The organism is Methyloversatilis universalis FAM5 (genome assembly GCF_000214035.2).
GTDB classification, from domain to species: Bacteria; Pseudomonadota; Gammaproteobacteria; order Burkholderiales; family Rhodocyclaceae; genus Methyloversatilis; species Methyloversatilis universalis.
On sequence record NZ_AFHG01000052.1, the window covers coordinates 525,726 to 546,584 of the forward strand.

20 protein-coding genes and 2 tRNA genes are annotated in these 20,859 nt (G+C 67.5%); 13 read left to right on the forward strand and 9 right to left on the reverse strand.

Going from position 1 to position 20,859, the window contains the following annotated elements; all coding sequences use genetic code 11:
- Window positions 1–9: 9 nt before the first annotated feature.
- From pheT to rpoS, 8 genes are all read left to right on the forward strand, one after another.
- Window positions 10–2,379 (forward strand): phenylalanine--tRNA ligase subunit beta, encoded by a 2,370-nt coding sequence (gene pheT, locus METUNV1_RS13365; RefSeq protein ID WP_043359828.1) that lies wholly within the window; start codon window positions 10–12, stop codon window positions 2,377–2,379.
- A 33-nt stretch (window positions 2,380–2,412) separates the two neighbouring features.
- Window positions 2,413–2,721, forward strand: a complete 309-nt coding sequence (locus tag METUNV1_RS13370) for an integration host factor subunit alpha (protein ID WP_008062640.1) — start codon at window positions 2,413–2,415, stop codon at window positions 2,719–2,721.
- Window positions 2,705–3,073, forward strand: a complete 369-nt coding sequence (locus METUNV1_RS13375) for a MerR family transcriptional regulator (RefSeq protein WP_008062641.1) — start codon at window positions 2,705–2,707, stop codon at window positions 3,071–3,073. Before METUNV1_RS13370 ends, METUNV1_RS13375 begins: the two co-directional genes overlap by 17 nt.
- Before the next feature lie 68 nt (window positions 3,074–3,141).
- Window positions 3,142–3,218 (forward strand) — tRNA-Pro (locus tag METUNV1_RS13380).
- Window positions 3,219–3,501: 283 nt separating this feature from the next.
- A complete protein-coding gene (gene surE / locus METUNV1_RS13385; RefSeq protein ID WP_008062643.1) occupies window positions 3,502–4,245 on the forward strand; it encodes a 5'/3'-nucleotidase SurE in 744 nt (247 codons plus the stop codon).
- Entirely contained in the window at window positions 4,242–4,898 is a 657-nt protein-coding gene (locus tag METUNV1_RS13390) for a protein-L-isoaspartate(D-aspartate) O-methyltransferase (protein ID WP_008062646.1), read from the forward strand. Before surE ends, METUNV1_RS13390 begins: the two co-directional genes overlap by 4 nt.
- Window positions 4,895–5,902, forward strand: a complete 1,008-nt coding sequence (locus METUNV1_RS13395) for a peptidoglycan DD-metalloendopeptidase family protein (protein WP_008062662.1) — start codon at window positions 4,895–4,897, stop codon at window positions 5,900–5,902. The genes METUNV1_RS13390 and METUNV1_RS13395 overlap by 4 nt, the downstream gene beginning before the upstream one ends.
- Before the next feature lie 5 nt (window positions 5,903–5,907).
- A complete protein-coding gene (rpoS, locus tag METUNV1_RS13400; RefSeq protein WP_008062664.1) occupies window positions 5,908–6,861 on the forward strand; it encodes an RNA polymerase sigma factor RpoS in 954 nt (317 codons plus the stop codon).
- Between the two features lie 307 nt (window positions 6,862–7,168).
- Here the strand turns inward: rpoS and fliR are convergent, their stop codons facing one another.
- The 5 genes from fliR to METUNV1_RS13425 all read right to left on the reverse strand — a co-directional run bounded on the left by fliR (window position 7,169) and on the right by METUNV1_RS13425 (window position 9,728).
- On the reverse strand, window positions 7,169–7,942 hold the full coding sequence (gene fliR / locus METUNV1_RS13405; protein ID WP_008062668.1) for a flagellar biosynthetic protein FliR: 774 nt from the start codon (window positions 7,940–7,942) through the stop codon (window positions 7,169–7,171).
- A 10-nt stretch (window positions 7,943–7,952) separates the two neighbouring features.
- Entirely contained in the window at window positions 7,953–8,222 is a 270-nt protein-coding gene (fliQ, locus tag METUNV1_RS13410) for a flagellar biosynthesis protein FliQ (protein WP_008062669.1), read from the reverse strand.
- Window positions 8,223–8,235: 13 nt separating this feature from the next.
- Entirely contained in the window at window positions 8,236–8,943 is a 708-nt protein-coding gene (fliP, locus tag METUNV1_RS13415) for a flagellar type III secretion system pore protein FliP (protein WP_269746559.1), read from the reverse strand.
- Window positions 8,944–8,990: 47 nt separating this feature from the next.
- On the reverse strand, window positions 8,991–9,413 hold the full coding sequence (gene fliO, locus METUNV1_RS13420) for a flagellar biosynthetic protein FliO (protein WP_008062671.1): 423 nt from the start codon (window positions 9,411–9,413) through the stop codon (window positions 8,991–8,993).
- A 123-nt stretch (window positions 9,414–9,536) separates the two neighbouring features.
- Window positions 9,537–9,728, reverse strand: coding sequence for a YqaE/Pmp3 family membrane protein (locus tag METUNV1_RS13425; protein ID WP_008062672.1), 192 nt, complete (start codon window positions 9,726–9,728; stop codon window positions 9,537–9,539).
- Window positions 9,729–9,856: 128 nt separating this feature from the next.
- On the opposite strand from METUNV1_RS13425, the gene METUNV1_RS13430 reads away from it, so the two are divergent.
- Entirely contained in the window at window positions 9,857–12,061 is a 2,205-nt protein-coding gene (locus METUNV1_RS13430; RefSeq protein WP_043359831.1) for a RelA/SpoT family protein, read from the forward strand.
- A 20-nt stretch (window positions 12,062–12,081) separates the two neighbouring features.
- Here METUNV1_RS13430 and METUNV1_RS13435 read toward each other — a convergent pair whose 3' ends face one another.
- From METUNV1_RS13435 to METUNV1_RS13445, 3 genes are all read right to left on the reverse strand, one after another.
- Entirely contained in the window at window positions 12,082–12,642 is a 561-nt protein-coding gene (locus METUNV1_RS13435; protein WP_008062674.1) for a putative metalloprotease CJM1_0395 family protein, read from the reverse strand.
- Between the two features lie 248 nt (window positions 12,643–12,890).
- Window positions 12,891–12,965 (reverse strand) — tRNA-Arg (locus METUNV1_RS13440).
- Between the two features lie 30 nt (window positions 12,966–12,995).
- Window positions 12,996–14,435, reverse strand: coding sequence for an ArnT family glycosyltransferase (locus METUNV1_RS13445; protein WP_008062676.1), 1,440 nt, complete (start codon window positions 14,433–14,435; stop codon window positions 12,996–12,998).
- 80 nt (window positions 14,436–14,515) lie between these two features.
- Between METUNV1_RS13445 and METUNV1_RS13450 the strand changes: the two genes are divergently transcribed.
- The 4 genes from METUNV1_RS13450 (at window position 14,516) to METUNV1_RS13465 (ending at window position 19,830) form a co-directional block, all read left to right on the forward strand.
- A complete protein-coding gene (locus METUNV1_RS13450) occupies window positions 14,516–15,514 on the forward strand; it encodes a glycosyltransferase family 2 protein (RefSeq protein WP_008062683.1) in 999 nt (332 codons plus the stop codon).
- Window positions 15,511–16,443, forward strand: a complete 933-nt coding sequence (locus tag METUNV1_RS13455) for a lysylphosphatidylglycerol synthase transmembrane domain-containing protein (protein WP_008062684.1) — start codon at window positions 15,511–15,513, stop codon at window positions 16,441–16,443. Before METUNV1_RS13450 ends, METUNV1_RS13455 begins: the two co-directional genes overlap by 4 nt.
- A gap of 76 nt (window positions 16,444–16,519) precedes the next feature.
- On the forward strand, window positions 16,520–18,424 hold the full coding sequence (locus tag METUNV1_RS13460; protein WP_008062685.1) for an ATP-binding cassette domain-containing protein: 1,905 nt from the start codon (window positions 16,520–16,522) through the stop codon (window positions 18,422–18,424).
- 257 nt (window positions 18,425–18,681) lie between these two features.
- Window positions 18,682–19,830 carry a PEP-CTERM sorting domain-containing protein gene (locus METUNV1_RS13465; protein WP_008062686.1) on the forward strand — a complete coding sequence of 383 codons (1,149 nt, stop codon included), beginning with the start codon at window positions 18,682–18,684 and terminating at the stop codon, window positions 19,828–19,830.
- Window positions 19,831–19,881: 51 nt separating this feature from the next.
- Here METUNV1_RS13465 and METUNV1_RS13470 read toward each other — a convergent pair whose 3' ends face one another.
- Window positions 19,882–20,790 carry an HDOD domain-containing protein gene (locus METUNV1_RS13470; RefSeq protein ID WP_008062688.1) on the reverse strand — a complete coding sequence of 303 codons (909 nt, stop codon included), beginning with the start codon at window positions 20,788–20,790 and terminating at the stop codon, window positions 19,882–19,884.
- Between the last annotated feature and the right edge of the window lie 69 nt (window positions 20,791–20,859).

The window sequence follows — 20,859 nt, forward strand, 5'->3', positions numbered from 1 at the left end:
TTCACCGACATGCAATTTTCCGAAAAGTGGTTGCGCAGCTTCGTCGATCCGGCGATCGACACCGCTGCCCTGTCCCATCTGCTGACCATGGCCGGCCTCGAAGTCGAGGAACTGGAACCGGCCGCTGCCGCCTTCACCGGTGTGGTGGTGGCCGAAGTGCTGGCGGTCGCGCCGCATCCGGACGCCGACCGCCTGCGCGTGTGCCAGGTGAATGCCGGCGGCGAGCCGCTGCAGATCGTGTGCGGTGCGCCGAACGTGGCCGCTGGCATGAAGGTGCCGTGCGCCACCGTGGGCGCGAAGCTGCCGGGCATCGACATCAAGCGCGCCAAGCTGCGCGGTGTCGAGAGCAGCGGCATGCTGTGTTCCGCGCGCGAACTGGGCATTTCCGACGAAGCGTCCGGTCTGCTCGCACTGCCGGCCGATGCACCGGTGGGCACCAGCATCCGCGACTATCTCGACCTCGATGACAGCGTGTTCGTCATCAAGCTCACGCCCAACCGCGCCGACTGTTTCGGCATGACCGGCATCGCGCGTGAAGTGGCGGCGCTGACCGGCGCCCCCGTCCGTCTGCCGGAAATCCAGGCGGCCCCAGTGAGCATTGCCGACCGTCTGCCGGTAAAGATCGAGAATGCCGATCTGTGTGGCCGCTTTTCCGGCCGTGTCATCCGCAATGTGAATGCGCGGGCGGCGACGCCGGACTGGATGAAGCGCCGGCTCGAACGCGCAGGCATGCGTTCGCTGTCTGTGCTGGTTGATATTTCCAATTACGTCATGCTGGAAATGAACCGGCCGAACCACGTGTTCGATCTCGACCGCGTGCAGGGCGGACTCACCGTGCGCTGGGCGAAGCCGGGCGAAACACTGAAGCTGCTGAACGACCAGACGATAGAACTGACCGCCGACTGTGGCGTGATCGCGGACGACGCCGGCGTTGAAAGTTTCGCTGGCATCATGGGTGGCGCGTCGACCTCCTGCACCGACGACACCCGCAACGTGTATGTCGAAGCCGCCTTCTGGCATCCGGATGCAATCCAGGGGCGTGCCCGCCGCTATGGCTTCTCCAGCGAAGCGGCCCACCGTTTCGAACGCGGCGTCGATTTCGCCGACACCGTGGCCGGTGTCGAGCGTGTGACCCAGCTCATCCTTGAACTGTGCGGCGGCGAAGCCGGGCCGGTCGATGACCAGACCACGCAGTTGCCGCCGCGCACGCCGGTGCGCCTGCGCCCGGCCCGCGCTGCGCGCGTGCTCGGCGTGAAGTTCAGCGACGACCAGATCGCTACGCTGCTCGGCCGGCTCGGGCTCGCCTTCGAGCGCGACGGCGGCGATTTCGTGGTGCAGCCGCCGAGCTGGCGCTTCGACATCGAGATCGAGGTCGATCTGATCGAGGAACTGGCCCGCCTGCACGGCTACGACAACATTCCGACCGTGCCGCCGACCGGCCGGCTGGCCATGCCCGAGCTGCCGGAAGCGCGCCGTGGCGCGTTCGCGCTGCGCCATCTGCTGGCCGGTCGCGACTATCAGGAAGTGATCAACTTCGCCTTCGTCGAGAAGGCGTGGGAGCACGATTTCGCCGGCAACGATGCGCCGGTGGTGCTGGCCAATCCGATCGCCAGCCAGATGTCGGTCATGCGCTCGTCGCTGATCGGCGGCCTGGTGGACAACGTCGCAACCAACCGCCGTCGCCAGATCGACCGCGTGCGCGTGTTCGAGATCGGTCGCTGTTTCGCCAAGGATGCCGAGGCGCGTCCGGTGGCCGGCTACGCGCAGACGCTGCGTATCGCCGCGCTCGCCTGGGGCGGCGTGCATGCCGAACAGTGGGGGTCGCCCACCCGCGCGGTCGATTTCTTCGATGTGAAGGCCGATGTCGAAGCGCTGCTCTGGCCGCGTCAGGCGACCTTCGCGGTGGCTGTACATCCGGCGCTGCATCCGGGCCGTTCGGCGTCGATCACGCTGGATGGCGCAGTGATCGGCCACATCGGCGAACTGCATCCGGAACTGGTGCAGCGTTACGAACTGGGCAGCGCGCCGGTGCTGTTCGAACTGGATGTCGAGCCGCTGCTCGACCGCCCCATGCCCAGCCACCGCACCCGGTCGCGCCAGCCTTCGGTGCGTCGCGACATCGCGCTGCTGCTGCCGCGCATGACCTCGGTACAGGCGGTGATGGACGGTCTGAAGGCGAAGGCGCCAGCCATCGTTCAGGACATCGCGCTGTTCGATCTGTATCAGGGCAAGGGTATCTCAGAGTCGGAAAAGAGCTTTGCTTTCCGTATACTTATGCAAGATACTGAACGTACTTTGGCGGACGCGGAAGTCGATGCCGCCGTGCAGGAACTGGTGAACCACGCACAGCGTGAATTCGGCGCTAGGCTGCGTGCCTGAGGCGGCGGGGCGAAGGGAGCAAGAGGAAGCCGCATGACCACACTGACCAAGGCCGAACTGGCTGAGATGCTGTTCGAACAGGTAGGACTGAACAAGCGCGAAGCCAAAGATATGGTCGAAGCGTTCTTTGACGAAATCCGCGACGCGCTCGAAAGCGGCGACGGCGTGAAGCTGTCGGGATTCGGTAACTTCCAGCTGCGCGACAAGCCGCAGCGCCCGGGTCGCAACCCCAAGACCGGAGAGGAAATTCCGATCACCGCGCGGCGTGTCGTCACTTTCCATGCCAGTCAGAAACTGAAGTCGGCAGTCGAGGGCATCGCCTACGATGGAAACGACGAATAAGGAACCGCAGGCGCTGCCTGCGATTCCTGCCAAGCGCTATTTCACGATCGGCGAAGTGAGTGAGCTGTGCGGGGTGAAGCCGCACGTGCTGCGCTACTGGGAGCAGGAATTCACCCAGCTCAAGCCGGTGAAGCGGCGTGGCAACCGGCGCTACTACCAGCACCACGAAGTGCTGCTGGTACGGCGCATACGCCAGCTGCTGTACGAAGAAGGCTTCACCATCAGCGGCGCACGCAACCGGCTGGACGACAACGACCCCCGTTCCGGCGTGCCGGAACAGCCGCCTGAATCGGCTGTCGACATCGCGGCGCTGCGCGGTGAACTGCAGGCACTGCTCGATCTGCTGGGCTGACGGCACCTTCATTTTTCATGCCGATGTGCGCTCAAGCGCTTCAGCGCTGTTATACTCGTTGGCTGAGTCGGGGCGTAGCGCAGCCTGGTAGCGCACTTGCATGGGGTGCAAGGGGTCGCGAGTTCGAATCCCGCCGCCCCGACCATTTGAATCACGGATGAAGGCCACTTTTCGAAGTGGCCTTTTTCTTTTCCGCGGCCTGTCCGGTCCGACAACCGGACGTTCGCCGGAACGCCAGCGCGTCGACCCCGGGCGCTCCGCCTGCCGGCTGCAAGGCGCGCCTGTGCTATATTCCAGCGCTGTTCAGGCGTCTCGGACGCCGGTCGTGACGGCATTGCATCCGATGCATGAGCGGCCTTCTTCCGGCCCCTCGCCGGGGTCCCTGTCCGGTCAGCGATGGCCGGTCGCACACTTCATCGCACCTTTCCATGCGCATCCTGTTGTCCAATGACGACGGCTATTTCGCTCCCGGCCTCGAAGCGCTCGCACGCGCGCTCGGCGAAGTGGGCGACGTCACCGTGGTCGCGCCCGAGGCCGACCGCAGCGGCGCCAGCAATTCGCTCACGCTGGACCGCCCGCTCATCCTGCGCCGCGCGCGCAACGGTTTCTATTACGTGAATGGCACGCCGTCCGACTGCGTGCATCTGGCGGTGACCGGCATGCTCGATCACCTGCCGGACATCGTGGTGTCCGGCATCAATGACGGCGCCAACATGGGCGACGACACCATCTATTCCGGCACGGTAGCGGCCGCGACCGAAGGCTATCTGCTCGGTGTACCGGCCATCGCGATGTCGATGACCCGCAAGGGCAGTGCGCACTACGACACCGCGGCGCGCATCGCCCGTGATCTGGTGAAGCGGCTGACCGAGCGTCCGTTTGCGGCGCCGGTGCTGCTCAATGTGAATGTGCCCGATCTGCCGACCGAAGAACTGAAGGGCACGCAGATCACCCGCCTCGGCCGCCGTCACAAGGCGGAACCCGTGGTGCGCACGATCAACCCGCGCAACGAGACGGTGTACTGGGTCGGTGCGGCAGGTGCCGCGCAGGACGCGGGCGAGGGCACGGATTTCAATGCCACGGCCAACGGTTACGTGTCGATCACGCCGCTGCAGATCGATCTGACCCATGTGGCCCAGATGGGGCAGATCCGGGACTGGCTGGGCGCATGATTTCGGCGGACGCGAGCCTCGCGCTGACCCGCGCCCGCGCGCGCATGGTCGATCGCCTGCGGGCCTCGGGCATCCGCGACGAGGGCGTGCTGGCGGCCATGCAGGCCATTCCTCGCCATCAGTTTGTCGAAGAGGCGCTGCGCAGCAGGGCCTACGAAGATACGGCGCTGCCGCTCGGCTACCAGCAGACCATCTCCCAGCCCTTCATCGTTGCGCGGATGATCGAACTTCTGCGCGCCGGCGGGCGTCAGTTGGGGAAGACGCTGGAGGTCGGCGCGGGCTGCGGCTACCAGGCGGCGGTGCTGTCCAAGCTGGCGAAGGACGTCTACGCGGTTGAGCGCATCGCGCCGCTGCTCGAGCTGGCCAAGCGCAACCTGCGGCCGCTGCGCCTGCCGAACGTGCGGCTGAAACATGCCGATGGCACGGTGGGTCTGGCCGCCGAGGCGCCCTTCGATACAATCATCGTCGCCGCTGCGGCGACCACGGTGCCCATGCCCTTGCTGGAACAGCTGGCCGAGGGCGGGCGTCTGATCCTGCCGGTGGGTGCCGGTGATCAGACTTTGCGCATGATCGAGCATCAGCCGCAGCACCGCTTTGTCGAATCAAAACTGGATGCGGTGCGCTTCGTACCGCTCCTGCCGGGGGTTGAATGAAAAGAACGCTGTGTGCGCTGTCCGCCGTGAGCCTGCTGCTGGCCGCCTGCGCCGGCACGCGACCGGCTCCGGTCGAGGACCGCACGACTGCGGGTACGCCGCCATCTTCCGCCGCCACGACGCCGGCCGTCACCGGCACGGCCGCCGCACCCGCGGCGCGCAGCGGCTTCCACATCGTGTCCAAGGGCGAAACGCTGTACGGCATCGCACTGGAGTACGGCCAGGACTGGCGCGATCTGGTGGCCTGGAACAAGCTGGACAATCCCAACCTCATCCGCATCGGCCAGGAACTGCGCGTGTCGCCGCCCGAAGGGACGGTGGAAACCCGCCCGGTCCTCGGTGCGGGGGCGGTCGAGTCGCGCCCGCTGGATACCGCGCCTGCGCCTGTGCAGCAGCCGGCCCAGACTGCGCCCGCGGATGCGGCGAACAGCGCCCAGCTGAAGCGTGAGCCGCGCGGCGGCGTCGAAGCCTATTCGGAAGCCGCGCTCGCGAGGCTGAAGGGCGCTTCAACGGCCCCGACGACGCCGGTCGCGGCCGGTGTCGCTGCACCGGCCGCGGCGGCTGCCCCCGCCGCCGCGCCTGCAGCGACCACGCCCGCCGCCGGCGCGCCCGACTCGACCCGCTCCGAAGAGGGGCTGGACTGGAGCTGGCCGGCACAGGGCCGCATCATCGGCCGTTTCGGCGAAGGATCGAACAAGGGCGTAGACGTGGCCGGCAAGAGCGGGGACCCGGTGCTGGCCGCCGCAGGCGGTCGTGTCGTGTATGCCGGCGAGGCCATGCGCGGCTATGGCAAACTGGTCATCATCAAACACGACAACACCTATCTGTCCGCCTACGCGCACAACAGCAAAATCCTGGTTCAGGAACGCGACAACGTGAAACGCGGACAAAAGATCGCTGAGCTCGGTGACACCGACACCGAAGCCGGCAAGCCCCGGCTGCACTTCGAGATACGCCGCCAGGGCAAACCCGTTGATCCGCTGAAGTACCTGCCGCCGAGATAGACGCCATGTCCGACCTGTCGCTGCCCGAGGATGCCGAACCCGTCGAACCGATCGAGGACGACGCGGCCATCAGCGACATCGACACGCCGGAAGCGGCGGCCGAAACGGTCGAACCTGCCGAAGCCGAATTCCTCGGCGACGCCACCCAGCTCTACCTGAACGAGATCGGCGCCAACCCGCTGCTGACGCCAGAGGAGGAACTGGCGCTGTCGCGGCGGGTGCGACTGGGCGACTTCGAGGCGCGTCAGACCATGATCGAGCGCAATCTGCGCCTGGTCGTGAACATCGCCAAGCACTACCTGAACCGCGGCATGCCGCTGCTCGACCTGGTCGAGGAGGGCAATCTCGGCCTCATCCACGCGCTCGAGAAATTCGACCCGGAGCGCGGCTTCCGCTTCTCGACCTACGCCACCTGGTGGATACGGCAGAACATCGAGCGCGCCATCATGAACCAGTCGCGCACGATACGGCTGCCGGTGCACGTGGTGAAGGAACTGAACCAGGTGCTGCGCACGATGCGCAATCTGGAATCGAAGAGCGGCGGCGACTGCTGCGCCGAGGACATCGCGCAGGTGCTGGACAAGCCGGTCGAGGACGTGCGCCACATCCTGTCGCTGAACGAGCACACCGCCTCGCTGGATGCGCCGCTGGACATCGACCCGTCGCTGTCCATCGGCGAATCGCTGGCCGACGACGACCAGGAAGGTCCGGACGTGCAGATCCAGAATGCGGAGATCGGCTCGCTGGTCCAGACCTGGATCAGCCAGCTCGGCGAGAAGCAGCGCACGGTGATCGAGTACCGCTACGGCATCAATGGCAGCGAGATTGCCACGCTGGAAGAGCTGGCCGAGCGGCTGGGCCTGACCCGCGAACGCGTGCGCCAGATCCAGCTTGAGGCGCTGGCGCAGCTGCGCAAGATCCTCCGCAGGGCGGGGGTGTCGCGGGATGTGCTGCTTTAGGGTCTGAGGGCAGGGCGCGGACGGCGGGCTGTCTGCGCGGATCGACCTTCTGGCTGTGCCCGCGCCGATCCGTTACCCGCGAAATTCCCCTTTTGCACCGCTGGCCGGTTCGGGGAGGCGGCGAGCGAAGAATCTCCCTTCTGAGGATGCCCGCGCCGATCCGCCGCCCCAGGGCTGGCTTTGCACAGCCAGCCCGTTCAGCGGGCGCGAAGCGGTGCTTCGCGAAACCCCCGCTTGGCCCCACGTCCGGCTTTGCACAGCCGGACGGTTCGGCAGGCGCGGCGCAGTGCGCCGCGAAACCCCTGCCTCACCCCATCGCGAGCTGGGCTAGGGTGCGGAGGCCGTAGTCGAACAGGCGCTCCAGCGAGGGCGCCATGAAGGGCAGTGACAGCAGCAGCATGACGAAGCCGGCGATCAGCGTGACCGGGAAGCCGATCGCGAACAGATTCAGCGCCGGCGCGGCGCGGGTGAGCACGGCCAGCGCGATGTTCACCACCAGCAGAGCCGCGATCACCGGCAGTGCCAGCATGACGCCCGCCGAGAACACGGTGCCACCCCAGCGGGCGATCGCGGCCCAGCCGTTGGCCGGGAACAGGTCAGCCCCGACCGGCCACCATTCGAAACTGTTGCCCAGCACCGCCAGCATCATCAGGTGGCCGTTGATCGACAGGAAGATGAGCATCGCGAGCAGGCCGAGAAACTCGGCGATCACCGGCGACTGGGCCGCGTTGTCCGGGTCGTAGAACATCGCGAAGCCGAGACCCATCTGCAGGCCGATCAGTTCGCCGGCCAGATCGATGGCGGTGAACACGATGCGCATCGAGAAGCCCAGCGCGATGCCGATCAGCATCTGCTGCACCAGCGCCAGCATGCCGGGCCAGGAACCCACGGTCAGGCCGGACGGCGGCAGCGCCGGAATCAGCGCCACGGTCATGGCTGCACCCAGCCCCAGCCGGATGCGAGCGGGGAAGGCTCGGTTGTTGAACAGCGGCGAGGCGGCAACCAGCCCCAGCACCCGTGCCAGCGGAAACAGGAAGGCGGCCATCCACAGGTCGAGCTGGGCGGCGCTCAGCGAAATCACGCCGCGGGCCCTATCCGATCAGCGATGGAATGGCGGAGTAGAGCCGGCGGATGTACTCGGTCATCAGCGTGATCATCCACGGGCCGCCAACGATGATGACCACGAATACCGCCACCAGCTTGGGAATGAACGAAAGCGTCATCTCGTTCACCTGGGTCGCGGCCTGGAAGATGCTCACGATGAGGCCGGTCACCAGTGCGGCACCCAGCATCGGGGCGGATACGATGAGCAGCACTTCGACCGCGTCCCGGCCGATGTCGACGACAGTGGTCGGTGTCATGTCATGGACTCCTTCAGTTCTGTCCGAAGCTCGCCACCAGCGTGCCGAGCAGCAGGTTCCAGCCGTCGACCAGCACGAACAGCATGAGCTTGAACGGCAGCGACACGATGACCGGCGACATCATCATCATGCCCATGGACATGAGCACCGACGCCACCACCATGTCGATGATGATGAAGGGGATGAATACGATGAAGCCGATCTGGAAGGCGGTCTTCAGTTCCGAAGTGACATAGGCCGGCACCACCACGCGCATCGGCAGTTCGTCCTGGCTATTCACCTTAGGCGTGTTCGACAGCCGCATGAAAAGCTCCACGTCCGGCTCGCGCACCTGCTTCAGCATGAAGGCCTTCAGCGGCTTGCTGCCGACGTCCAGCGCCTGTTCGAAGCTCATCCGGTTTTCGCTGAGCGGCAGGTAGGCCTGGGTGTAGATCTGTTCGCCCACCGGCGCCATGATGAAAAAGGTGAGGAACATCGCCAGCCCGATCAGCACCTGGTTGGGCGGGCTGCTCTGGGTGCCCAGCGCCTGCCGCATCAGAGACAGCACGATGATGATGCGGGTGAAGCTGGTCATCATCAGCAGCACTGCCGGCAGGAAGGACAGGCTGGTGAGCAGCAGCAGGGTCTGGATGGACAGCGACCAGTTCGTGCCGCCGCCCGGTGCAGGCGTGCTGGTCAGCGTCGGCATGGCCTGCGCCAGCGCCTCGCTGCCGGCCAGCATGAGCGGTGCGAGCAGCAGCATGCTGCGCACGAGCGCGGGACGGCGCATCACGGACGACCGCCTTTCAGCCGTGCCAGCACGCTGGCGAAATCAGGCGCGGACGCCTGCGGGCCTTCCGGCAGTTCGCCGCGCGGCAGCGTGGCGATGCCGGTGACCGATCCGGGCGCCACGCCCACCACCAGCCAGTGCTCGCCCACCTCCAGCAGCAGCACGCGCTCGCGCGTACCGACCGCGATGCCGCCCACGGTGCGGATCGCGGCCGTCCCGGCCAGCTTGCTGCCGGACAGCCGGCGCAGCAGCCACATCGCGCCGAGCAGCACCGCCAGCACCACGCCGAGTGCACCCAGCATCTGCACCACCGCGGCCGCGCCGCTCGCCGGTGCGGCCGCCGCGGCAGGCTCGGCGGCCTGCAGCGGCAGGGCGACGAGGGACAGCAGAAGCGACGCAGAAAGGGGTGATACGGATTTCATGGCGCCAGCGTAGCGCGGGCGGGGCGTGAATCAGGCCGGGAATAGACCGGATAAAGGGCCCGATTTCCGGCCGCCGCTTCGCGCGCTGGGGGCGGGCGGCGCGGACGCCGGGGCGTGTCGGAGTCAGCGACGGCTCAGCGCCTCTTCGATCTTCTTTTCGGTCTTGTACTGGCTCAGCGCATACACCGCCCAGAGCGCGGCCGGCAGCCAGCCGATCAGCGTGAGCTGCAGGATGAGGCACAGGATGCCGGCGAACGGCCGCCCTATCGTGAAGAACACCGTAAAGGGCAGGAAAATGGCGAGCAGCAGGCGCATGAAGGACTCCCGTCGGGTGGGCTGTCCGGCGACGGTACAAGATTCCGTTGGCGAGTTGAAGCCCGGTCGCCGGGCCGCATGTTGCTGCGCCGCAAGCGGCTGCCGTGCGAATCCGGGATAATCGCGTCATGGTTTCAGTTGTGCACTCCCTCTCCAGCGCCGACGCGGCGCGCACCACCCTCGAACTGCTGACCGACGGTCTGGGCGACGCGGAAGCGGAACTGCTGCGCACCGCGCATGACCGCGTGATGCCGCTGTACGCCGAGCGCGCGCTCGGCACCGGCGAACCGATCGGCGAGCACGTGCTCGGCCAGGCGCTCATCTGCGCCTCGCTGCGCCTCGATCTGGAAACCCGGCTGACGGCGCTGCTGTTCCCGCTGCACGAGGTGCAGGAGGACGCCGGCGAACAGATCGCCACCGCCTACGGTCCGGCGGTGGCTGAACTGGTGGCCGGCCTGCAGCGGTTGGACAATCTGCGGCTGATCACCCGCGCGCACGCGTCGCAGCAGGTCGCCGGCCAGGACAGCGGCGGCAACCAGGCCGAAGTGCTGCGCAAGATGGTGCTCGCCATGGTGGCCGACGTGCGCGTGGTCATGCTGCGGCTGGCGTCACGGGTGCAGACCCTGCGCTGGCTGACCGCGCATCCGAACGATGACCGCCTGCAGCTTGCGCGCGAGTCGCTCGACATCTACGCGCCGCTGGCCAACCGGCTGGGCGTGTGGCAGCTCAAGTGGGAACTGGAAGATCTGTCCTTCCGCTTCCTGGAGCCGGACACCTACAAGCGCATCGCCAGGCAGCTGGACGAAAAACGGGTCGAGCGCGAAGCCTTCATCGCCGAATCCATGGCGCGGCTCAAGGCGGAACTGCAGGCCGCCGGCATCCAGGCCGACATCCAGGGCCGGCCCAAGCACATCTACAGCATCTGGAACAAGATGCGGGCCAAGAAGCTCGAGTTCTCGGAGGTGTACGACGTGCGCGCGCTGCGCGTGCTGGTCGAGTCTGTGCGCGACTGCTACGGCGCGCTCGGCGTGGTGCACCAGCTGTGGCACCCGCTGCCGCGCGAGTTCGACGACTACATCGCCCAGCCCAAGGGCAACAACTACCAGTCTCTGCACACCGCGGTGATCGCGCCGGACGGCCGTTCGCTGGAAGTGCAGATCCGCACCTGGGACATGCACCGCCACGCCGAAATGGGGGTGGCCGCACACTGGCGCTACAAGGAAGGGTCCGGGCAGGACAAGGACTACGACGACAAGATCGCGTGGCTGCGCCAGCTGCTGTCCTGGCGCGACGAAATCGCCGACCACTCCGAGTGGGTGGAACAGTTCAAGCGCGCCGCGCTGGACGACACCATCTATGTGCTGACGCCGCAGGGCAAGGTGATCGATCTGCCGGCCGGCTCCACCCCGGTCGATTTTGCCTACCGGCTGCATACCGACCTCGGCCACCGCTGCCGCGGCGCCCGGGTCAACGGCCAGCTGGTGCCACTGAACACGCCGCTGGACAACGGCCAGCGGGTGGAAATCATCGCCGCCAAGCAGGGCGGCCCTTCGCGTGACTGGCTGGTGCCGCAGCAGGGCTACATCTCCACCCACGGCGCCCGCCAGAAGGTGCGCCGCTGGTTCGCCCAGATCGAGGAAGGCGAAACGCTGGCGCAGGGCCGTGCCTGGCTCGCCCGCGAACTGGCGCGCGAGGGCGCCACCCAGACCAGTCTGGAAGAGCTGTCGCACAAGCTGGGCTACAACAGCGTGGATGCGATGCACATCGCCTGCGCGCACGGCGAGGTCGGCCCGCGCGCCATCCATGTCGCGCTGAAGGGCGAGGAACTGCCGCCCGAAGAGCCCGAAATCAAGCCGCGCGCACCGCGTGCTACCGGCGAGCGCGGCGTGCTGGTGGAAGGCGTGGGCAAGCTGCTCACCCAGCTTGGCCGCTGCTGCAAGCCGGCGCCGCCGGACCCGATCTCCGGCTTCGTCACCCGCGGCCGCGGTGTGGCCATCCACCGCAGCGACTGCCCGAACTACATCAATATGGTGGCGCGCAACCCGGAGCGGGTGATCGACGCGCAGTGGGGCGAAGTGGCCGGCCGCGATCCGGACGCGCGCTTCGCTGCCGACATCCACGTCGAGGCGCACGACCGCCAGGGCCTGCTGCGCGACATATCCGAAGTGCTGTCGCGCGAGAAGATCAATGTCACTGCGGTCAGCACGCAATCGAAGGCCGGCATGGCGCGCATGAACTTCACGGTGGAAATCGTCGGCGTCGGCCAGATCCAGAAAGTGCTCGGGCTGATTCGCGACGTCGATGGCGTGGTCGAGACGCGGCGCGGCTACTGAGCCGGGCCGGGTCGGCGCCCTCAGGCGTAGCTGTCGGTGACGCGTGAAGGGGCGTCCTGCGTCGTACGGGCGTACATCGCCAGCGCGGCGTCCGCAGCGCGCTGGACGTCCGTGGTGACCTCGCGTGCGGGTGGCGTGCTGCCGCGGGTGTCTTGCGCCAGTTCGGTCTGGGCATCCAGTGCCATGCGCGTCGCCTGTGCGGCCACCGCAAGGTCCTGGCCCGAGGGCTGGGCCGGCGCAAGCGCAGCGGCACGCACCTGCCGTGCCCGCTGCAGTGTTTCTTCCGGCGTGCGGCCGGGGGCCGTGTCTATGCTCACTTCCCCGCCCACCGCGTAGTCGACGCCGTCCGGTCCCCGCTGATAGCTGAAGCGCGCGCCCGAGGTCGCCAGTCCGCCGGACGCCGCAAGATGCGCCTGTTCGTGCTGGCGCACTTCACGGTCGCGGGCCTGCAGCTTGCGCAGCACCGCTTCGTCTTCCGCGCTCAGCGCCTGCGTTGCTGAGGGAAGGGACGAGCGGTTGCCGGTACCGGCCGCGATCGGAGCAGTGGCGGACAGCGATGAGGACAGGGCTGAAAGCGACATGGTCGACACCGGACAGGTCGCGCCGCAGCGCCGGCGCCTTTACGGTATAGACCGGCGGACCGAAAAAAGCCTGAGGGCGTGGCGGGCCCGCAGATCCGGCTCGAGAGGGGGGGCTGGAGTGCCCCGGGCGGCCTTACCGCGTCGATTGCCGACCGCACCTCTACCCCGGTGTGTGCCGCAGCGCGCGGTGCTGTACCGTGATCGGCCGGTTCTTCAGACAACCGGTCGCCGCCAAGTCATTGATTGAATGGCGGCCCCAACAGGAATCGAACCTGTACCTACCCCTTAGGAGGGGGTTGTTGTATCCATTCAACTATGGAGCCGCAGGGCCGCGATTGTAACCGCGGGGCGGCTCAGCGCACGAGCACGTAGCGGTATTCGACCGGCGGAAGGTCCGGGCGCACGTGGCGGTAGGGCAGGGCAAGCCGGGTGCCTTCGCCTACGCCGCTCCGCTCGAGCAGCTCGCCCGCCGCCGCTCCCCGGCCGATCACCAGACGCGGGCCTTCCGGCAACAGCGGTGCCGGGGCGCCTGCCTTCCAGACGGTCACCGGTGCATCCGGGAAGCGCAGGCGCAGCACCCCGCCGAACACGGGCGTGTCGGTCACGATGGGCAGGTGGCCGTCGTAGCCGGCAGCGCGCAGCGCGGTGGCCAGTTCGAGCGCCGGCTCGTTCAGTTCGTCCGGCCGGTCGCGCCAGCCATCGAGCAGCGGCCGGCCGGCCGCCAGTGACAGGTAGAGCAGGCCGAACACCACCAGGACGCCGCGCAGCACGCCCAGTCGCGGGCTGTCGGCCAGATGCGGCCGGCTGCTGAAGAACATCAGCGGTGCGACGAACAGCAGCGGCTGCAGCCAGCGACCCTTGAAATGGGTGGCGCCGCCGACGAACACCATGGCCAGCATGAACAGCGCGAGCCCGATGAGATAATGGCGCCAGAAGCGGGGCCAGGGGCTGGCCGCATCGCGGCGGAAAGCGGCGCGGCCGAACACCAGGGCGAGGATGAGATAGAGGCCGGCCACGGTGGCGGCGATCGCACCGGCCAGGCTGGTCAGCCCGCGCAGCGGACCGCCGGCGACCGCACCGCCGCTGGTGTTGAGCTTTTCCAGCGTGCGTGCGCTGGCGGCCTGCCAGTGGTCGATCAGCCACAGGCCGTGCGGCAGGAAAACCAGCAGTGCGACCGCGCCGCTGGCGATGAGCCAGGGGTTGAGCCAGACCGCGCGCGCGTCGCGCCGCAGCAATACGGCCAGCGCCAGCGCCGCGGCGAACACCGCGTAGCTGTACTTGGACAGCATGCCGAAGCCGGCAAGCAGCCCGAGCGCGATGTACAGTGCCGGCCGCGGGCCTTCGTCGAGCAGGCGCACCACGACGTAGAGCGAAGCGCTGGCCAGACAGGTGACCAGCACCGAATGGGTGAGATCGCGCTGCGATTCCCAGCCGATCTGCGGGATGAGCAGCATGCAGGCGGCAGCCAGCACCGCCAGCGGCGGCGCGACCAGACGGCGGGCGGCCAGCCAGGTGCAGGTGTAGGTGGTGGCCAGCAGCAGGTTCTTCAGCAGCGCGAGCGCCGGCACCGATACGCCGAGAATCTGGAAGAACGTCCATTGCAGCCACGTGTAGAGTGGCGGCTGCGCGCCGTAGCCGGCGGCCAATTGCTGGGTCCAGAGCACCTGTTCGGCTTCGTCCAGTTCGAGCGCGTCGGACGCGAACACGCGGGCGGCCAGGTGGGCGGCGAAGTAGAGCGCGAGCAGACCGAACAGCGTCCAGCCATTCGATACGGATGTGCGGGATGAGGGCATCGTGGTCAGGCGGGTGCCCGTGAGCGAATATTTTGAGCCGGTCGCGACGCGACCGGCGTGTTTTTGAAAGGTTGTCGAAATTGTATCAATCCCCCACGGTCGTCACCGCGGATGACGCGGCGCGCAGCTACGCGGTCGATATTTCCGTCGTGATTCCGGTGTTCAACGAGGCGGAAAACCTGCCGGATCTGGTGCGCCGTGTCGATGAGGCCCTCACCCCGACCGGCCGCAGCTTCGAACTGATTCTGGTCGATGACGGCTCGCGCGATGGCAGCGGCCGGCTGCTGCTGAAACTGGCGAAGGACCGCCCGTGGCTGCAACCGGTGCGGCTGGTGCGCAACTACGGCCAGTCGAGCGCGCTGCAGGCCGGTTTCGACCGGGTGCGCGGCCGCTATGTGGTGACGCTGGACGGCGACCTGCAGAACGACCCGCTGGACATTCCGGCGCTGATCGACCGGCTGGACACCGATCCGGACGTGGACATGATTTCCGGCTGGCGCAAGCAGCGGCAGGACAAGGCGCTGTCGCGCCGCCTGCCGTCGGTGATCGCCAACAAGCTCATTTCCAGTTCGACCGGCGTGCATCTGCACGACTACGGCTGCGCGCTGAAGGCCTACCGGCGCGACATCATCGACCGCATCCGGCTGTACGGCGAACTGCACCGCTTCATTCCGTCGCTGGCGCGCGACGCCGGCGCGCGCATCGACGAAGTGCCGGTGCGCCACCACGCGCGTACCCGCGGTGTATCGAAGTACGGCATCGACCGCACCTTCCGGGTCATTCTCGACCTGGTGCTCATCATCTTCTTCATGCGTTACCGCCAGCGGCCGCTGCACGCCTTCGGCGCGCTCGGCCTGTGGCTGGCCACGCCCGGACTGGGCATTCTCGGCTGGCTGGGCCTGGTCAAGCTGGCCGGCGAGGACATCGGCGGCCGCCCGCTGCTGATGGCCGGCGTCATGCTGCTGCTGATGGGCCTGCAGCTCATCGTGGCCGGTCTGGTCGGTGAACTGCTCATCCGCATCTATCACGAGGGGCGCGGCCGGCCGCAGTACCACGTGAAGGACGATCACGCCCGATGACGCGCGCTGCGCTGCTGCGCGTCGTCGCGGCCGCCGCGCTGCTGTTCGCGGTGGTGCGGCTGGCCGATCCGGCCGCATTGCAGACCGCCCTCGCCGGGGCGGACTCTGGATGGCTGGCCGCCGGTTTTGCGCTGGCTCTGGCGTCCAACATCGCCTCCGCGCTGCGCTGGCGTCTGCTTACGCAGTGGCTGGGCGCGGCGGTGCGTCCGCTGTTCGCGCTGACCACCTACTTCAGGGCGATGGCGCTCAATGCGCTGCTGCCGGGCGCGGTGGTCGGCGGTGACCTGTTCCGCGCGCTGGCACTGCGGCAGGCCGGCCTGCCTTCGCTGGATGCCGGGCTGTCGGTGGTGCTGGACCGGGTGAGCGGCCTGTGGGTGCTGCTGTCCATCGGCGCGTTCGCGCTGCCGTTCGCGCAGGACCATCTGGTGATCGCGCTGCCGTGGCCGCCGGTGCTGCTCGACGTGCTCGCGGTGGCCGGCGGTGTCGTGCTGCTGGTCGCCCCGCTGGCTCTGATCGCGCTGCGGCTCGACCCGGCGGGCGGGCGCATCATGGCCGCGCTGGCCCGCGTGCAGTCGCGGCTGATGCGGCCGCAGGCGCTGCGCCAGTACGCGCTGCAGATGGGCGCTTCGCTGGCGGTGCAGGCGCTGTCGATCGCGGCGCTGGCTTTCGGTGGCCGTGCGGTCGGTCTCGACCTCCCGGCCTCGGTGTGGATCGCCGCCGCCGCACCCATCTTCCTGATGGCCGCGCTGCCAGTCAGCGTCGGCGGCTGGGGCACGCGCGAAGCGGCCGCAGGTGTCGCGCTGGCGGCTTTCGGCGTGCCGGCGGCGCAGGCGGTCGGGGCTGCGCTGATCTATGGCCTGTACGGCCTGACGCAGGCCGCGCTTGGCGGCCTCATGTTCGCGCGTCGCGCGGCGCCCGGCGCCGGCTGACTTCCGCGTGAAGTGAGGGCCGGGAGAGGGCGGGGCGTATACTGCGCGCCCGCCTTCGCATCGCCCTCATTCCGTCATGCCGCTGATCACCCTCGATAACGCCTGCCTTGCCTTCGGCGACCTGCCCCTGCTGGACCACGCCGTGCTGGTGGTCGAGCCAGGCGAACGTCTGGCGCTGATCGGCCGCAACGGCACCGGCAAATCCAGCCTGCTCAAGATCCTGGCCGGCGACGCCCGGCTGGACGACGGCACCGCCTGGCGGCAGCCGGGCATCAGGATCGCCTATGTCGCGCAGGAACCGCAGTTCGCGCCGGGCGCCCGGGTGTTCGACGCCATCGCCGAAGGGCTGGGCGAACTGTCGCAGCTGCTGATCGACTACCACGACGTGGCCGAGGCGGTGGCCCATGGCGACGAAGGCAAGCTCGACCGCATGGCGGAACTGCAGGACGCGCTGGAACACCACCAGGCGTGGCGCTTCGAACAGCGCATCGAACAGGCGCTGGTGAAGCTCAACCTGCCGGGCGACGCAACCGTGGAGTCACTGTCCGGCGGCATGCTAAAGCGCGTCGCGCTGGCGCGCGCGCTGGTGTCGGAGCCGGACATGCTGCTGCTGGACGAACCGACCAACCACCTCGACCTCGACGGCATCGCCTGGCTGGAAACGCTGCTGAACGACTTCCGCGGTGCGAGTCTGGTGATCACCCACGACCGCCGCTTCCTCGACAGCTTCGCCACCCGCATCATCGAGCTGGACCGCGGCGTGCTGCGGAGCTATCCCGGCCGCTACGCCGAGTACGTGGCGCGCAAGGTGGACGAACTGGCGGCCGAAGCGCTGGAATCCGCGCGCGCCGACAAGCTGCTGGCACAGGAGGAGGTATGGATACGCAAGGGCGTGGAAGCCCGCCGTACCCGCGCCCAGTTCCGTGTAAAGCGGCTCGACGAACTGCGCGCCCAGCGCGAGGCGCGCCGCGACCAGATGGGGCGAGCCAAGCTGGAACTGGACCGCGGCGAAGCATCGGGTCAGCTGGTGGCCGAACTTGAAGGCGTGAGCAAGCGCTACGGCGAGCGGCCCATCGTGCGCGACTTCTCGACCCGAATCGTGCGTGGCGACAAGGTGGGCCTGATCGGCCCGAACGGCGCCGGCAAGACCACGCTGCTCAAGCTCATCCTCGGCCAGCTGGAGCCGGACGAAGGCCGGGTGCGCACCGGCAGCCGCATACAGGTGGCCTATTTCGACCAGTTCCGCGCCCAGCTCGACGAATCGGCCACGCTGGCCGAAGTGATCAGCCCGGGTTCGGACTTCGTCGAGATCGGCGGCAAGCGCATCCACGTGATCGGCTATCTGGGCGATTTCCTGTTCCCGCCGCAGCGCGCACGCGCCAAGGTCGAATCGCTGTCCGGCGGCGAGCGCAACCGGCTGCTGCTGGCGCGCCTGTTCGCGCGGCCGGCCAATGTGCTGGTGCTGGACGAGCCGACCAACGACCTCGACATGGAAACGCTGGATCTGCTGGAGCAGCTGCTGCAGGACTACGACGGCACCGTGCTGCTGGTGTCGCACGATCGCGCCTTCCTCGACGCGGTGGTGACCCAGACCATCGCCTATGAAGGCGAGGGTCGCTGGCGTGAATACGTCGGCGGCTACAGCGACTGGGTGGCGCAGCGCGCCACGGCGCCGGCCGTACCGGCGAACGTGACCGCGAATGCGGCGACGAAGCCCGCGGCGGCCGTCCCGGTGGTCAAGGCCGACAAGCCGGCCGCCGCGCAGAAGACGAAACTGAGCTTCAAGGAACAGAAGGAACTCGATGCGCTGCCGGACCGCATCGCCACGCTGGAGGCTGAGCAGGGGACGCTGACCGATCGCCTGTCCGGCGGCACGGTGAGCGGTCAGGATGCCGCGAAGCTGTCGACCCGTCTGGGCGAACTGGCCGCCGAGATCGACGCCGCGATGCTGCGCTGGGAAGAGCTGGAGTCGCGGCGCTAGGGCGTATGCCCCGCCGCACGACGCGAGTACTGTGCCGCGGTGAACGTGTTCCGGACAGCCGGTGCGCGTGCGGCCATGTCGGCGATTTTGACAGTCTTCGTGACGCAGTTAATGGGTAAATTTCCCGTGTAGTATTTCTGAAACAAAATCATGAGGCTGCGTGTGCGCCCCATTGTCTGGCTCACGATTTGCTATAGCTGCGATACCGGTCGGGAAAATTTCCCGGGTTTCGGGCAAACAATAATCGGAGACAGATCATGGACAAGCGTGCTTACACCCGGAGGCTGCGGGCAGCTACCGCGCTGACTGCGCTGTCGGCGGCGATGGCCGCCACTGCGGCGCCGACCGTCAATCTCGGCAATGTCGGTTACGTCACCTACGGCGACGCACGCTCCTATTCGCTGCCGATTGCCGGTCTGGAGGTGATGTCCGGCCCGGGTCAGATCAGCGTGTTCACCAAGCTGGGCCTGGGTGCGGACGGCCAGCTCGGCAATACCAATGCCGGTGTCGATGACGCCTTCGAAACGCCCAACGCCAATACCGTCGAAGGTTTCCGCACCACGACCGCCAACGAGCCCAACAGTCTGGCCGGGCAGCTGGACGGCAACTGGGACCGCCCGGGCTGGTGGGATGCCAGTCTCTCGGCGCTGAATGCCGAACTGAACCTGAGTTCCAATTCGCTGGTGTTCTTCTTCGCCAACAACGAAATCGGCAGTGGCGAAGACCGCGCCAGCCTCGCGGCCTGGATGCGGGTCGAAATCACCCAGATCAGCACCAATTCCATCCTCGGCCGTTTCGACCTGAGCAACGATTTCAATCAGGACCACGTGTCGACCTACGGTGGTCTGCCCACCTTCGACGGTTCAGGGGGGTCGGGCATCATTCTGGGCGATACCGGCCTGTACACGGCACCGGGGGCGCTGACCGATGCCGGCCGGCAGGACCCCTATCTGGCCGATTTCGTGCGCTCCGGTGGCCCGGTCTGTCTGCAGTCGGTGCCCGGCGGTGAAATCATCGTCGACTGCGCGGGCAGCTACACCCGCAAGGTCGAGCACAACCTCGGCGGCGACCGCGCGGCCTACGCCATCGTGATGCCGGAGCTGGACCAGATCGTCACCAACCTGATGAAGACCCCGGGTGTAAATCTGGCCGACTACGCGATACACGTCGATTACCGTCTGGGCTGCGGCAGCGAGACCGGTTTCAGCGCCATCCGTGCGCAGCCGAAGCAGAACCAGACCGTGGGCGACTGCCCGGACAAGTACGCGCTGAACGGCGGTGACGAAAAGCTGTTCCTCGGTACCCAGGCGGTGACGCCGGACAATCCGGTACCGGAACCCGGCGCGATCGCGCTGACCGCCGCTGCGCTCGGCGCAATGGCCTGGGCACGTCGCCGTCTCGGCTGATTGCCGCCTCCCCCAGGAAAAAAGCCACCGCATGCGGTGGCTTTTTTCTTCTTACAGCTTCGTGTCGGGTTCGCTGCCCGCGGTGTCCGCCGGCAGCCCGACGTCTTCCGCGTGCTCAGGCAGCGTGGGCGGCGGAGAACCGTCCATCGGCAGGCCCAGCCGGCCGAGCAGGGCTTCGTGGCTGATGTGCAGCAGTTCTTCGATGTCCTTGAAGTCGTCCGGCAGCGCCGGATCGTCCCAGCCCTTGGCGCTGTGGCGAGCGAGATTGACGGCGTACTGCACGTTGCGCACCCGGGGTGACGGGTTGGCCGCGCCGCCCATCAGTTCCACCAGCAGTGCAGGCAGTTTCCAGGCACGCGCGAGCGCGAGCTGCAGATCGTGCGAGGTGACGTTGAAGACCGCTCTCTGCGCAGCCGCCGTACGCATGGTCGGGTTGGCGCGCAGGATGTCGCGCAGTTTCAGCGACAGTTTCGGGGCAAACACCCAGCACAGGATTTCCGCCACATCGTGCAGCAGCGTGGCGACCGTGATTTCATCTACGTCGATGTCGTGCCGCATCCGTGCCCACTCGCGTGCCCAGGCGGAGGCCTTGCGCGCGCGCGCGATGACCCGCATCACGCCGAGCAGGGCCTGCGGATGGCCGTGCAGGTGGTCCTCCAGCGTGGGCAGCGACTCGAAGTGAGCGAAGAAGGGCGTGATGCCTATCATCATCAACGCCCGCTCTATTGTCGTGATGTCGGTATGCTGGCTGCGGCCGCGCCGCGCCTCGATGAAGGCGAGCACCCGCAGCGTCATCAGCGGATCGTGCAGGATGACCTGGGCGATGGTGCGCGCGCTGACCGTGTTTTCGGTCTCGCGCAAAAGGGCAAGCTCCCGGGTGGTGCGGGCGAGCACCGGCAGGGGTTTGTCGCCCATGTAGGCGACCCAGCCTTCCAGCGTTGCAGTGGACGCGTCGCGCATCGTCAGGTCCTCGTTGCGATGACCTGTTAACGGCGGCACGGCACCCTTCCTGAAGGCGGGATGACTCCC